The organism is Myceligenerans salitolerans (assembly GCF_017349295.1).
In the GTDB taxonomy this organism is placed as follows: Bacteria; Actinomycetota; Actinomycetes; order Actinomycetales; family Cellulomonadaceae; genus Myceligenerans; species Myceligenerans salitolerans.
In genome coordinates, this window is the sequence record NZ_JAFMPK010000038.1 from 1 (window position 1) to 14,192 (window position 14,192).

The 14,192-nt window shown below is 70.0% G+C and carries 12 protein-coding genes; 6 read left to right on the forward strand and 6 right to left on the reverse strand.

Annotation, left to right across the window (positions count from 1 at the left end; genetic code table 11):
• The 5 genes from J0911_RS09205 to J0911_RS09225 all read left to right on the forward strand — a co-directional run.
• Positions 1 to 1,367: replication initiator (locus J0911_RS09205; protein WP_207274746.1), on the forward strand; the 1,367-nt coding region annotated here is incomplete at its 5' end.
• Positions 1,368 to 1,381: 14 nt separating this feature from the next.
• A complete protein-coding gene (locus J0911_RS09210) occupies positions 1,382 to 1,627 on the forward strand; it encodes a helix-turn-helix transcriptional regulator (protein ID WP_207275177.1) in 246 nt (81 codons plus the stop codon).
• Positions 1,627 to 2,823, forward strand: coding sequence for a tyrosine-type recombinase/integrase (locus J0911_RS09215; protein ID WP_207275178.1), 1,197 nt, complete (start codon positions 1,627 to 1,629; stop codon positions 2,821 to 2,823). Before J0911_RS09210 ends, J0911_RS09215 begins: the two co-directional genes overlap by 1 nt.
• 4 nt (positions 2,824 to 2,827) lie before the next feature.
• Entirely contained in the window at positions 2,828 to 2,947 is a 120-nt protein-coding gene (locus J0911_RS09220; RefSeq protein ID WP_242636519.1) for a multicopper oxidase domain-containing protein, read from the forward strand.
• Positions 2,948 to 3,055: 108 nt separating this feature from the next.
• Positions 3,056 to 4,249, forward strand: coding sequence for an NAD(P)/FAD-dependent oxidoreductase (locus J0911_RS09225; RefSeq protein WP_207275179.1), 1,194 nt, complete (start codon positions 3,056 to 3,058; stop codon positions 4,247 to 4,249).
• Positions 4,250 to 4,256: 7 nt separating this feature from the next.
• Here J0911_RS09225 and J0911_RS09230 read toward each other — a convergent pair whose 3' ends face one another.
• The 5 genes from J0911_RS09230 to J0911_RS09250 form a co-directional block, all read right to left on the reverse strand.
• Entirely contained in the window at positions 4,257 to 5,831 is a 1,575-nt protein-coding gene (locus J0911_RS09230) for a phytoene desaturase family protein (RefSeq protein ID WP_207275180.1), read from the reverse strand.
• Between the two features lie 360 nt (positions 5,832 to 6,191).
• Positions 6,192 to 6,494, reverse strand: a complete 303-nt coding sequence (locus tag J0911_RS09235; protein ID WP_207275181.1) for a hypothetical protein — start codon at positions 6,492 to 6,494, stop codon at positions 6,192 to 6,194.
• Between the two features lie 137 nt (positions 6,495 to 6,631).
• Complete coding sequence (locus J0911_RS09240) at positions 6,632 to 7,285, reverse strand: choice-of-anchor P family protein (protein WP_207275182.1); 654 nt, start codon at positions 7,283 to 7,285, stop codon at positions 6,632 to 6,634.
• A gap of 242 nt (positions 7,286 to 7,527) precedes the next feature.
• Positions 7,528 to 9,957 carry an NUDIX hydrolase gene (locus tag J0911_RS09245; RefSeq protein WP_207275183.1) on the reverse strand — a complete coding sequence of 810 codons (2,430 nt, stop codon included), beginning with the start codon at positions 9,955 to 9,957 and terminating at the stop codon, positions 7,528 to 7,530.
• An 88-nt stretch (positions 9,958 to 10,045) separates the two neighbouring features.
• Entirely contained in the window at positions 10,046 to 10,993 is a 948-nt protein-coding gene (locus J0911_RS09250; RefSeq protein ID WP_242636520.1) for an alpha/beta fold hydrolase, read from the reverse strand.
• A 94-nt stretch (positions 10,994 to 11,087) separates the two neighbouring features.
• Here J0911_RS09250 and J0911_RS09255 point away from each other — a divergent pair, with 94 nt between their 5' ends.
• Positions 11,088 to 12,389 carry an Nramp family divalent metal transporter gene (locus J0911_RS09255; RefSeq protein ID WP_207275184.1) on the forward strand — a complete coding sequence of 434 codons (1,302 nt, stop codon included), beginning with the start codon at positions 11,088 to 11,090 and terminating at the stop codon, positions 12,387 to 12,389.
• A gap of 8 nt (positions 12,390 to 12,397) precedes the next feature.
• Here the strand turns inward: J0911_RS09255 and J0911_RS09260 are convergent, their stop codons facing one another.
• Positions 12,398 to 14,056: a vWA domain-containing protein gene (locus J0911_RS09260; RefSeq protein WP_207275185.1), complete on the reverse strand. Its 1,659-nt coding sequence runs from the start codon at positions 14,054 to 14,056 to the stop codon at positions 12,398 to 12,400.
• Between the last annotated feature and the right edge of the window lie 136 nt (positions 14,057 to 14,192).

Consider the following 14,192-nt stretch of genomic DNA (forward strand, 5'->3'; position numbering starts at 1 on the left):
ACGCGGACCCGCACCCGCACGACCTCGACGAAGCTCGCTGGGCCGACGACGGCGGCAACCTGGCCCCCGCACGCCGCATCCGCCGCCGCACCGTCTCACGCTCTACCCGCCACCTGGAGGGCTTTCCCGACCTGCCCAAGAAGGCCATGGGGCAGGGCACCACGGGGGCGGTGTTCGTGGATGAGAAGACCGGCCGTGAGCACCGTCCCTCGATGTTCCTCACCCTGACGCTCGGCTCCTACGGCAAGATCCGTGACGGCGTGCCCGTCGACCCGGCCTCGTACGACTACCGGCGTGCCGCGCTGGACGCGCTCACGTTCTCCCGGCTGGTTGACCGGTTCTGGCAGAACATGCGCCGCTGTGCCGGATACAAGGTCCAGTACTTCGCTGCTGTGGAAGCCCAGAAGCGCCTGGCCCCCCACCTGCACGCCGCCGTGCGCGGTGCGATCCCTCGGGCGACCATCAAGGCCGTTGCCGCTGGGACCTACTTCGCCGCCTGGTGGCCTTCGGTAGACGTGGAGGTCTACACGCCCGACGACCCCGAAGGCATGCCCGTATGGGATGCGGCGCTGGGCGGCTACGTCGACCCCGGCACCGGGGAAGTCCTTCCCACCTGGGATGAGGCGACCCGCGACCTCGCGAAGCCCGCACACGTGGCAACCCTCGGGAAGCAGATCGACATCAAGGGCCTGCTGGGTGGCACCCCCGACAGTGACCGGGCGGTGCGGTACCTGTGCAAGTACCTCACCAAGTCCATCGCGGGCACCTACACGCCGGCCGAATCCCTCGACGGCGACGACGTGGTGCCAGACCCTGCCTGGGAAGCTCTCCAGGCGGCTCGCGCCGCCGACTATGAGGCACACGTAGACCGGCTCCACGCGCACACCTCCGTGCTGCCCTGCTCGCCCGAGTGTGGCAACTGGCTGCGCTACGGCGTCCAGCCCAAACACCCCACCGCTGGCCTGTCGGCTGGCTGCCTGTCGCCCGCTCACGAGCGGGACAACCTCGGCCTTGGCGGGCGGCGTGTGCTGGTCTCGCGGCAGTGGTCGGGCAAGACCCTCACCCAGCACCGGGCCGACCGCGCCGCCGTCGTACGTGAGGTCCTGCAAGCCGCGGGCATCACTCCCGAAGACGCCGACCGGCTCGCCGCGTCCAAGACGCTCCCGGACGGCACGGCCCGGTTCGTGTGGCGAGAACCCGACCACATCGCCGAGACCACCTACGTCGACGTGATCGCGGCCTCGCTCCGGCAGGCCATGACACGCCGTGCCCAGTACGACGCCGCGAAACAAGCGGCCTCGCCTCCAGGCTCGGGCCCTCCATCGGGGCCTGTGGATAACCGTTCGGCAACCGCGTACGCGGCATGAGGGAAGGGGCAGTCATGGCAGGCAAGAACTACCGGAACAAGACCAAGAACCCCCACAACAACCCGCCCGCCGTCGTCGCCATCGACGAGCTGTGGACTATCGACGAGGTCGCCGCGTTCCTCCGCGTCCCCGTCGCCACCCTCTACCGGTGGCGCACCCACAACGACGGACCCAAAGCCGCCCGCATCGGCCGACACCTGCGCTACGCCCGCGTCGACGTCATCACCTGGTTCCGCGCCCAACAGGACGAAGCCGCCTGATGGGGTCCGTCGAGAAGCGCACCCGCACCAACAAGAACGGGACCAAGACAACCTTCTGGGTCGCGCGTTGGCGTGAACCCGGGAGCGATCGCCAGCCGTCGAAGTCATTCCCGAAAAAGGGGCTTGCTCAAGATTTCTTAGATGAGATCGAAGCCGACATTCACCGAGGTGAATATATTACCGTCGACGCCGGGAAGGTAACCTTTAGCGAGTACGCCGAAGAATGGCTTAAGGGGAAAACCTTTGATCCTAATACGCGGCAGTCGGTGAAGAGTCGGCTGGAGAATCACGTCTACGAAACCGCCCTGGGGTCGCGCCATCTGAGCGACATCAAGCCATCGACAATTCGTGCGTGGCTCGCTGACGTGAAGGCAGCCGATTCGACGCGCGGCGTGATCTTTGGGCACGTCTCGTCGGTGCTGGCTGCCGCTGTCGATGATGAACTGATCAAGAGGAATCCGTGCAAGGCGAAGTCGGTTGCGAAACCCAAGCGTCTGCAAAAGAAGATTGCCCCCTGGGAGAGCAAGACAGTTCTAGCGGTCCGTGATGGGTTACCTGACCGCTACAAGATTGTGGCGACGCTGGGCGCTGGGCTCGGCTTGCGGCAGGGGGAGATATTTGGGCTTGCAGTGGAAGATATCGACGACGAAAAGGGGATTGTTACCATCCGTCGACAGGTGAAATCCATTGGCGGCACCCGGGTTTTCGGGCTTCCAAAACATGACAAGACCCGAGACGTTCCGCTGCCCAAGTCGGTTCGCAATGAGATTAGTGCCCACCTTGCCAAGCATTCGCCGGTTTCGGTGTCTCTGCCGTGGAAGGATGCTGACGGCGAGCCAACTACAGCGCGCCTCGTCCTCACGAACGCCAACGGCGACGCCGTGAAGGCGAGCACGTTCAACTTCAACATCTGGAAGCGTGTGCTGGAGCAAGTGGGCCTGCTCGACGACCGGGAGAACGGGTGCCACATGCTCCGCCACGTGTACGCGTCGACGCTGCTGCACTACGGCGAGTCCATCAAGGCACTGTCGGAGTACCTGGGGCACGCTGACCCCGGGTTCACGCTCCGGGTCTACACGCACCTGATGCCGGGCAGCGCCGAGCGCACCCGCCGCGCCGTCGACGAGATGTTTCGTGTAACCCATGTGGAACGCGAGCCCGACGACGATGCGAACGGGCAGGTCAGGGCCGCATAGTGGTATGTCCCACTGCCACATGCTGCTGCACGAGGACGAGGGGATGATGGGGCAGTTCCTCGTGGTGGAGCCGGGCGACGCCGTGGAGCCGGGCACGCCCGGGCAGCGCTCCCACGACCACTGACGGCGGAGGTGTGACAGCTCACTCGGCGCGGTTGTCACATCCGCGGGTCCCGTGGCGTCGTCGGGGCGGCAGGGCAACCAGCACGAGATCGAGCACGGGAGAAGCATCATGGGCACGAGGACCGAGGTGGTCGTGATCGGCGCCGGGTACGCCGGCGTTCTCGCCGCCAACCGGCTGACGCGGCGTGACGACGTCGCCGTCACCCTCATCAACCCGCGCGCCGAGTTCGTCGAGCGCATCCGCCTGCACCAGCTCGTCGCCGGCAACCACGACGCGGTCGTCGACCTCGCGGACGTCCTCGCCCCGCGGGTGCGGCTGGTGGTCGACGCCGTGGACCGGATCGACGTCGCCGGGCGGGCACTGGACCTGGCCTCGGGCGGGCGGATCGGCTACGACCGGCTCGTGTACGCGGTCGGCAGCCGTGCGGCCGCGCCGGAGATCCCCGGGGCCGCCGAGCACGCGCACCCGATCGCGACCGTGGAGGACGCGCGCCGGCTGCGGTCGCTCCTCCACGGTGCCGCGCCCGGAGCCCCGGTCGTGGTCGTGGGCGCGGGCCCGACCGGTATCGAGACGGCCGCCGAGCTCGGCGAGCAGGGGCACGCCGTGACCCTGGTCTGCGGCGACACCGTGGGGCCGTACCTGCATCCGCGGGTGCGGGACGTGGTCACCGACCGTCTCGACGGGTTCGGCGTGACGGTGCTGCAGGGCCCCGGCGCCACGGTGCGCGAGGTGGCCGCGGGGGCCGTCCGGCTGGCCGACGGGCGGGACCTGAGGAGCGGCCTGACGATCTGGACCGCGGGGTTCGGTGTACCGGACCTGGCGCGGCGCAGCGGGCTGACCACGGACGAGGTCGGGCGGCTGATCACGGACGAGACCCTGACCAGCGTGGACGACGACCGGATCGTCGCGGCCGGTGACTCCGCCGCGCCGTCCGGCACGCCGTTCCGGATGAGCTGCCAGGCGGCGCTGCCGCTCGGCGCGATCGCCGCCGACACGGTACTGGCCCGGCTCGCGGGACGCCCGCCGCGTCCGGCGAACGTCGTCTTCGCGGGGCAGTGCCTCAGCCTCGGCCGGACCGCGGGGCTGTTCCAGCTCGCGAGCCTGGACGACCGGGCGGGCCGGAGGTTCCTGGGCGGTGGCCGCGCCGGCGCGTGGCTCAAGGAACTGGTGTGCACGTCCACGGTCAAGGAGCTCAGGCACGAGGCGCGCAGGCCCGGGCAGTCCACGCTGCACCGGCTCGTACGGAAGGACGTGCGCAGCCGGTACCTGCGCCGGCGGACGGAAGCGCGCGTGACCTCCTGATCGCGCCTCACCTCGACTCGAGGACCGCCCGTGCCGCGTTGTGGCCGCCGAGGCCCGAGACCGCTCCACCGCGGCGCGCGCCCGAGCCGCACAGGAGCACGGCCGGGTGGTCCGTGGCCACGCCCCAGCGAGCGGCGGGACCGCTGAGGTCCGTGTCGTCGTCGGCCCAGGGCCAGGCGAGGTCGCCGTGGAAGATGTGGCCGCCCGGCATGTTCAGGTCGGCCTCGATGTCCTGCGGGATCTTCGCCTCGATGCACGGCGCCCCGTCGGCGTCGCGCGCCACGACGGACTCCACGGGATCGACCAGATGCTCGTCGAGCGACGCGATCGCGCGCGCCACCGCCTCGGCCTTGCGCCGGGCACGGGTCGCGGGATCGTCGAACAGGGTGGCGGGCAGGTGCAGGCCGAAGTAGGTGAGCGTCTGGGTGCCCTCGGCCACGTCGCCGAGGATCGTCGGATCCGTGAGCGAGTGGCAGTAGACCTCGCCGGGCAGGCGGCTCGGTACGCGGCCGGCCGCGGCCTCGGCGTAAGCGGTCTCCAGCTCGCGGTAGCCCTCGCCGAGGTGGAGCGTGCCGGCGAACGCCACCCGCGGGTCCTCGCCCGACGTGAGCCGGGGCAGCCGGTCCAGGAGGAGGTTGACCTTCAGCTGGGCTCCGACCGGCTTGTCCGCCGGGTCGCGGGTCTCACCGAGGAGTCCCGCCAGCACCCAGGGAGCGACGTTCGCCAGCACGTACCGGGCTCGCACCGTCCGCCCCGCGACCCTCACCTCGGCGCCCTCCGCGTCCGGGTGGATCGCGGTGACGTCGGCACCGGTCACGATTTCGGCGCCCGCGTCCTCGGCCGCCGTGGCGAGGGCGCCCGTGACCGCGCCCATGCCGCCGACCGGCACCTGCCACTCCCCCGTCCCGTTCCCGATCAGGTGGTAGAGGAAACAGCGGTTCTGCACCAGCGAGGCGTCGCGCATGGCGGCGAACGTCCCGATGAGGGCGTCCGTCGCGACGACGCCCCGCACCGTGTCGTCGGCGAAACGCCGCTCGACGGCCTCGCCCAGGGGACGTTCCACGAGATCCCGCCAGATGCCGGAGTCCACCCGCGCCCGCAGTTCGCTCGCGCGGGGCAGCGGCGCGGTGAGCGTGGGCGCGACCACGCCGGCCAGGTCGCCGACCTCCGCGTAGAACGCGCGCCAGGCCTCGTACTCGGTGTCCGATCCGGTGACGGACCGGAACGCGGCGGCCGTCGCCGCCCCCTCGGGCCGCTCCACCAGCAGGCCTCCCGGCACGCCGTCGCGGACGACGGGCGTGTACGACGCCGTGACGCGTGGCGCCAGCCGCAGGTCGAGGCCGAGTTCACGCACCACCTGCTGGGGCAGCAGCGAGACGAGATACGAGTACCGCGACAGCCGCGCCGGCCGGCCGGGGAACGCCTGGGCGGAGACCGCGGCCCCACCGGTGCGGTCCAGCCGTTCGAGGACCGCGACCGAGAGGCCGGCACGCGCCAGGTACGCGGCCGCGGTGAGGCCGTTGTGCCCACCTCCCACGATGACGACGTCGTACCCGGAACGGCTGGGAAGGCTGTTGGTCATATCGACATTGTCGCGTATCCCGGTCGTGGCTGTTCTCAGCTGTATTCGTCGTGAACGCCATGCCTATTACGTCACATTCTCGGGTGACCGCATTTCCGCGCTGTGAAGCTCGCAACACATGCGGCGCGCCTAACGTGATATCCGGCGGCAGCGTGGTAAGGCCGTCGTTCCGACACACGAAGGAGATCCATCATGGGCATTCTTGACGGAATCATCGCGGCGATCATGTCCCTCCTCGAGGGCCTCGGCCTGCCGATCTCGCTGCCGCCGCTGCCGTTCTGAGCCTGCCCAGGCGTCGCATGACACGACGGGGCGCCCCTTTCCCGGGGCGCCCCGTCGTCGCGTGCGGGGAGGTCGGCCTCAGCGGCGGGAACGGCGCGCCCGCGACGACGGGCGGTCCGCCTCCCCGGCGTCCGGCCGCAGCAGGACCGTCGCGCCGCCGATCAGTCCACCGAGCAGGACCAGCGCGGCCGCCACGGTGTAGCCGTTGTCGCGGGTCTGGAACGCCATGACGCCGAGGGCGACGCTCACGACCACGCTGGCACCCAGGATCAGCCACACGACCCGCCGTCCGAACCGGAACAGGAGTGCCCCGGCGAATGCCGCGAGCAGGCCGCCGGCCAGCCCGCCGAGCACCTCCGTGGAGAACGCTTCGAGATCCACGCGGGCAGTATTCCACGGCCCCGCGCCGTCAGGACGTTCCGCACACGAGAACGCCCTCGCGGTGTGTTCGACGCACATGCCGGGCACGTGCGTCGAACCACCGCGAGGGCGTTGCCCCTATCGCGAGAAGCCAGGGATCAGCTCACCGGCGGCGTCGACATGCAGCCGTGCGCCGAGGCCTCCGCGTGGCCGATCGTGATGTCCGCCAGGCCGTTCAGCTTGACCACGACGGCCGTCACCGCGATGCCGGTACCCATCTCGGTGGGAACCTGCTTGTTGACGACGATCTCACCGCCGGGGATCTGGATCTCGACGTTCGGGTCGTCCACGAGAATCGTCTCGTTGCCGATCCGCAGCGTCAGGTCGACGTCGCCCGACACGCTGTCGCACGAGGCGACAGCCGTCGTCGTCAGGTCCTCGACGACGATCGCCGGAACACCCAGCAGGTTGACCGAGGCCTCCTCGATCGTGGTCTCCGAGACCACCGTGCCGGCCGCCGTGTCGACGGTCACGCTCGGGCACAGCACGCCGGCGTCGAGCAGGCTCGACTCGACCGACGCCGTGCAACCCGCGTCCGCGGTCATGTCCTCGGACGTGGAGACCTCACCGGTGTCCGGCTGCGCCGGCAGGACGACCGCCCCGAGCAGATCGACGGCGGCGCCGTATGCCTGGCCGCTGTAGTACTCCGCGGCCTGCGCCGTGGTCCCGGTCTCGGCGGCCTGCGCCGTAGCCGGCACCGCGGCCCCCGCAACGAGCAGCGCCACGGCCGGCACCAGCTTGATCATTCGCATTCGATATTCCTCCCCATGGAGTTGCTTCTTGCGGACATGCGTCGTGGCGAACTGGTTCGGGGGGAACTGGGCATCACGTCAACACCATGCGCACCTCGACCGCCCCACTATCTTCTGATGCGTCGCGCTTTTCGCGTATCGCCCGCATGAGTGGACAAAACGTGACCCGCGTTGTTGCTGACCCATTCATTCAGTGACGCTGAGACCGCCATTGCCGCCCGGGTGAGGATGTTTTTCGCCCGTCACCGCCGCCGGAACTTCACGGTCTTCGTGTCGGGGTCGTAGTCGTAGCTGCCGGTGAAACCCCAGTTGATCCAGCCGCCGTCGCCCTTGTTCTTGACCGTTCCCTCGTCGAGGGCGATCACGTCCATGCCGTCGACGGTCGCCAGGTGCTCCCAGCCCGTGGCCGCGCGGAACGAGAAGTTCCCGAAGTCCTTGACCACGAGGATGTTCTTGTCCGGGAACGCCTTGGAGTACTCGTCCAGCAGCGAGTGCACCCGCTCGGCCCGGTCACCGGGCACGTCGCCCTCGTAGTCCGTGCCCGGGTAGGTGCCCTCGGTGTACTTCGGCGTCTCGTTCGAGTAGTACTCGGCGCCGAGGTCGTGATCGGAGTCCGCGTTCGCCGTCGGCGGGTCGGAGAAGTCGTCGGAGTAGTAGCCCTCGGGCTGCTCGAAGTCCTCGGCCCGGCACTGCGGCGCCGGGGAGGTGGTCTGCTTGTTCCCGTCGACGTCGGTCACCTCGAACGAGGACTCCTTGAGGGTCTTCTCCTCCTCGATCTCGGTGAACTCCAGCTTGAACAGGTCCAGGCCCTGCCAGGAGAGCCCGCCCTCGCCACCCTCGGTGACCTTGCTCGCGTCGTACGTGAGCTCTCGGACGTTCGCGTAGTCCTCGGCGGCCTCGTAGAACTCGCCGCCCTCGGAGTCGTTGCCGTCGATCTCGACGTCGTCCTTGATCAGGCGGCCCTCGTCGTCGCGCGGGAAGACCGCGTCGATCTCCGGGCCGAGCTTTTCACGGAGCTCCGGGTACTGGTTGAAGTCGATGATCAGCTGCCGGGTCGAGACGGTCCCGGCCTCCTCGGACTTCTTGTAGCCGCCGCCCACGGAGAACCCGTACGGCAGCGCGACGTCGACGTTGATGCCGGCGTTGTACAACGTCCGCATCACCTGGTCGTCCATGGTGATGATCAGCTTGGACAACTGCCCGTCCTTGTCCCACGCCACCGTCGTGCTCGTGGTGCCCTTCCATTCCATCCCGACCTTGCCGCCCGCGCCGGCGCCGCCGCTGCTGGTGGTCTTGTCGCCCTGCTTCGTGAACGGCTGCTTGCCGCCGAGCTTCGCGCCGATCAGGAACCCGCCGACGTCGGACGAGGTGTAGGTGGCCGTCTGGCTCCCGTCGGAGAACAGGCGTTCCTCGACCTGGACCTCGCCCTCGTAGCCGCCCTCGACGCTGCCCGCCAGGCTGAACTGGCCTGCCTCACCTTTCAGGCTCAACCCGCCCTTGAGCTTGACCTTCTTGGTGTCGCTCTCCGCCTCGGCCAGCTCGTGGTGCTCCGGCTCCTCCTGGGCGAGCTGGTCGGCGCGCTCCTGGTCGCTGTGGTCGCAGTGCACGGCGGGGATGGTGCCGGAGGTCCAGCAGTAGGGCGCGTTACCGTTCACGTTGTTGTACTTCTTGTACCAGTCGATCCACTCCTGGGCCTTGCCCATGTCCGTGAACTCGTAGGTCTTGTCCTTCGAGTAGCCCGTGATCCCGGCCACGTCGAAGCTCACGGGCGAACCGCCGACACCGTCGCCGCTGACACCGGCGCCGAACTCCACGCCCCGCAGGATGTGGATACGGATGCGGCCGTCGCCCAGCTTCTCGATCAGCGTGCCGTTGCTGCCGCCCCAGCGGAAGAAGAGGAACGAGATCTTGGTCTCGTCGACGCGTCCCGTGGCCTCCACGACGCACGGCGGCTCCATCGAGTCGTACCGGTCCGCGACGCAGTTGGCCAGCCAGCCGGACGCGGCCGCACGCTCCCTCTCGGTGGCCGCGTCCTCGTAGGCGGCCCACTCCTCCTCGCACCCCTTGGGCACGGGCAGTTCGCGGCACCCGACCTGCACCGTGGGCGGCGCGTCCTCGTCGAGCTCACCGCTGGTGGGTACCGCGTCGACGCAGTTCTCGTCGTTCGGGTCCTCGCTCGGCCCGCCACGACCGTCGGTCACGCAGTCGACGAACTCCTGGATCTGGTCGCCCCGGTAGACCCGGTCGCCCTCCTCACGGTCGAGCCAGCCGCCGGGCAGGTGCAGGAAGAGGCAGTCGACCGGTACCGGCTGCCACTCGCAGCCGATCTCCACCACCGACGAGGTCCACTCGTCGTTGACCTCCACCCAGTCGAAGGTGACGTCCTCCTCGCAGTCACCGGTCGGAGGGCTGTACTCGTCGCCCGGGCCGTCACCGCCGCCGGGGGTGCCCGGCTCGCCGCCGGTCCCCTCACCGCAGTCGTCCTGCCCGTCCTCCTTCACGATCGGCGACACCGCACAGATCAGCTGCTCGCCGACCTCGGCCCCGACGGGTGTCGCGGCCGCGAACACGATGCTCACGATCAGGAGCACCAGCCCGATCACGCCCACGTACTCCGGCAACGCCTGCCCGGTGTCGTCGTGGGCACGACGCCCGCCGCCAGTGGTGGTCATGCCCTTCACCGTAGGGACGGTCCACGCAGGTCACGACGGTCCAGCGGCTTACTCCGGGCCTATTCCCACCGGGCCCTGGGGCCCACGCTCACCCGGTGACACGCAGGATCTCGGCGACCACGACGCCCCAGGCGGCCGGCGGCGGGAACTGGTGGCCGACCCCCTCCAGCGGCACGAACCGCGCGTCCGGGACGGCCTCGGCGAGCGCCTCGCCGTGCTCGGGGCGGAAGAACGGGTCGGCGTCGCCGTGCAGGACGACGGTGGGCGTCCGGAGGTCGGCGAGGGTCCGGCCGGCGGCGAGCGGGTCGCCGTCGGTCAGGTTCCAGTGGTTGCCCGACGACGCGGGGTCCACCGACCGGGCGACCACCTGGCGGGCGATGCGCCGTGTCCAGCCCTCGTCGAACCCGGCCCCGGCGAAGATTCGCTCCTGCTCGACGAGATGGTCGGTGACGGCGTCGGCGTCGTTCCAGTCGGGGTCCGGCGGCGGGTTGCCGAAGAGCTCCTCGATCTCGGGGGAACTCGTCGGCAGCCCCGCGTCCTCGACGCTCCTGCCCGGGGCGAGCGGGACGGCCGGCGACGTGGACAGCAGGCTGAGCGAGGCGACGCGCTCGGGCCATTCCAGGGCGACGGTCTGCGCGATACCGCCGCCGGCGGAGACACCGGCCAGGTGGGCCCGGTCGGCGTCGTACGCGTCGAGCACCCGGAGCACGTCCTCCGCCATGTCCCGGCCGGTGTACGACGGTTCGCCCGGCGGGTCGGTGCGGGAGGCCCCGGTGTCGCGGTGGTCGTAGCGGATGACGAGGCGTCCGCCGGTGGCGAGAGCCCGGCAGAATCCGGCGTCCCACCAGTCCATGGACGCCGACAGCCCGGAGATGAGCAGCAGCGGGCGGTGGGCGGGGTCGCCGAAGGACTCCGTGCAGAGGTGCCCGCCGTCGGGCAGGGGAACGAGGCGCTCGGTACCACCGTTCCCTCCTGCCGTGCCGGTGCCCGTGGTCGTCGTCTCCATGTTCGTCTCCGCTCGTGTGTCGATCGTCATCCCCTCATTCGTACATGACGACGAGGCCGGTGCGGGACGCCTCGCCCGTCGCGGAGGGTTCCGCGGTCCCGGACCGGCTCGGTACAGTCGCTGGATGAAAAAGGACAATGAGGTCACTCCGGGTGCGAACGCGACATCTCCGGATGTCCCCCGCTGGAGCATCATCGGACCGGGCATCGTCGTCGCGGCCACCGGTATCGGAGCGGGCGATCTCGTCGCCACCATGGTGGCCGGCAGCCAGTACGGCTACGCCCTGCTGTGGGCCGCCGTCGCCGGTGTGGTGATCAAGATCGTGCTGGTGGAGGGCGCGGGGCGCTGGACGCTGGCGACCGGCCGCACGATCTTCGACGGCTGGAGACAGCTCGGGCGATGGGCCACGATCTACTTCGGCATCTACATCGTGGTGTGGGGCTTCAGCTACGGCGCGGCCGCGATGTCCGCGACCGGCCTGGCGCTGAACGGCCTGATGCCGGGAGTCGAGCTGCGCTGGTGGGCGATGGCGGCCGGTGTCGCGGGCCTGCTGCTCGTCTGGTTCGGCAGGTACAAGCCGTTCGAGAACATCATCGCCGTCCTGGTGGGCGTCATGTTCGTGACGGTGGTGGGCTCGGCGGTGATGACGGTGCCGAACCTCGGTGGCATCGTGAGCGGGCTCGTGCCCCGGATCCCCGACGGCGGCGTCGTCTACACGCTCGGCCTGGCGGGCGGCGTCGGCGGCACCATCACGCTGGCCGCCTACGGCTACTGGCTCTCGGAGAAGGGGTGGTCGACGCCCCGCTGGATGCGGGTCATGCGGATCGACAACGCGTGGGCGTACGTGATGTCCGGGATCTTCGTGATCGCGATGCTGATCGTGGGCGCGGAGCTCCTGTACGCCTCGGGGATCACGGTGGAGGACGGCGGCGCCGGGCTCGTCGACCTGTCCGGCGTCCTCGCGGACCGCTACGGCGACTTCATGGCCCCGATGTTCCTGATCGGGTTCGCCGCCTCCGCGTTCTCCTCGGTGCTCGGCGTCTGGCACGGCGTGTCGCTGATGTTCGCCGACTTCGTGGCGACCTCGCGCGGGCTGCCCGCCGACGACCGTCGTCGTGGCGCCGGCGGCCTCTACTACCGCGCGTACATCCTGTGGCTGACGATCCCGCCGATGGCGCTGCTGTTCCTGGACCGGCCCATCGCGCTCGTCATCGCCTACGGGGCGCTCGGCTCGCTGTTCATGCCGTTCCTGGCGATCACGCTGCTGTTCCTCAACAACTCGTCGAGCGTGCCGCGGCCGTGGCGCAACCGCTGGTGGGTCAACCTCGTCCTGGCGGCGGTGGCGGCGATGTTCCTCGTGCTCGGCTACGACCAGCTCGCGGGCGCGCTGGAGGGTGTGGTGCCGCTGCCGGCACTCGGGTTCTGAGGCGCCGCCTACTGGTATCCCCGGATCTCCTTGAAGGCCTCGCCGATCGATCCCTCGGCGGCCTCGAACACGCGGCCGCCCGTGAGCTCGGCGACACGGGCGACGTCGGCTCGCGCCCGCTCGTCGTCGCCGAGCATGACGACGAACGTCGGCACGCCGGCAGCCGCCCAGCCCTCGGTCTCGTACGCGGCCTCGAACTCGTCGAGCGAGATGCCGTTGTTGTTCTCGCCGTCGGTCATCAGGACGATCGAGGTGTAGTAGCCCTCGTTCGTGGGGTCGTCGAGGACCTCGCGGTACGCCTGGGCGAGGCTCTCGTACACCGCCGTGGTGCCGCCGCGCGCGCGGAGCGCGTGCACGGCGTCGCGGATCGGGCCGAGCTCGCCCGGGTTCGCGTCGGGGTCGTCGAGCTCGAAGCGGACCGTGTCGCCGGGCTCGGAGGCGTAGGGCAGGATCGAGACCCGCTCTCCCTGGCGGAAGCGCGCGAACTCCCCGGTCACCGACGTGTCGTTGCCCGTCAGGTCGCCGAACGCCTGCTGGAGCTGGTTCAGCCGGGTGCCCGCCATGGAGCGGGAGTCGTCGAGCACGTAGACGACGTTCGCGGGGTCGCGGTAGTCCTTCAGATAGTTGTCGATCAGCCGGTCGGCGGTGTTCAGGTCCTCGGGCAGGGCGACCGGCGCCGGATCGGCCCGCGGGATCGCCGGGTCCGGCAGGGCGGCGCTGGACGTCCTGGGACGCCGGTACGACACCCGCGTCAGGAGTTCCTGGGTGTCGGTCTCGGCGAGCCACTCGTCGACGCGCTCGAACACCTCGGCACGCTGCGGGGTGAGCAGGGTGAGCGGGTAGTCGGCGTAGACGGCGGCGTCGGGGTAGACGATCACGAGGTCTTCCGCCAGGCCGCCCGTCTCGTTGAGCGCCACCAGCTCGGACTCGTAGTTGACGATGGCGTCGGCCTCGCCCTCCCGCGCGACGAACTCGTCGGTCAGCCAGCCGGAGCTCCCCGCGGTGCGCACCAGCCCCGAGAAGAAGCCGGTGACGGCGGCGTCGTCCACCTCCTCGACGGTGATCGGCGAGGCGCCGCCGTCGAACGCGGACGCGACACCGACCAGCGCCGAGAACCCGGAGTTCGACGCCGCCGGGTTCGTCATGAAGAACGACAGGTCGCCGCGCCGGGCGGTGTCCGCGATCGTGGTCCACGGCACCGTGGTGCCCTCCTCCCAACCGAGGCGCTGGGCGGCGGCCGGTCGGACGCCCAGCACCACCGGTGACCGGCCCGTCTCGCCGCTGCTGTCGCTCCACGGCCGGCTCGCCGCCGGGTTCTCGGCCTTCTTCCGCTCCCACAGCAGGTTCATGTAACGGTCCGAGGAGAACCAGGCCAGGTCGCAGGCGGCACGCTCACCGCCCACGTCGCACGTCGGCGAGCCGCTCACCACCGACTCCGCGCCCTGGAGCGTGCCCTCGTAGGTCGGCACGAGCGTGACGCCGGTCGAGCGGCGCAGGTCCTCGGCGATCTCCTCGTTCTCGATCACGCTCTCCAGCTCCGATCCCGCGAGCACCGTGAGCGTCACCGGGTCGTGCGGGCTGGTGGCGTTGCGCCAGAACACCCAGCCGAGGAGGACGACGACGCCGAGCACGACCACCGCCCCGACCGACACCGCGACCTTGTTCATGCCAGAACCCTTCCGAGCGAGACCAGCGTTCCGCCCGGCCTCCGGACCCGGACGAACACGCCCTGACCTGCGTCAGGGTGGCACGAACGACCAGACGGCCCATGTCCGACATGCCCGCCGGAACACACCGTTCACC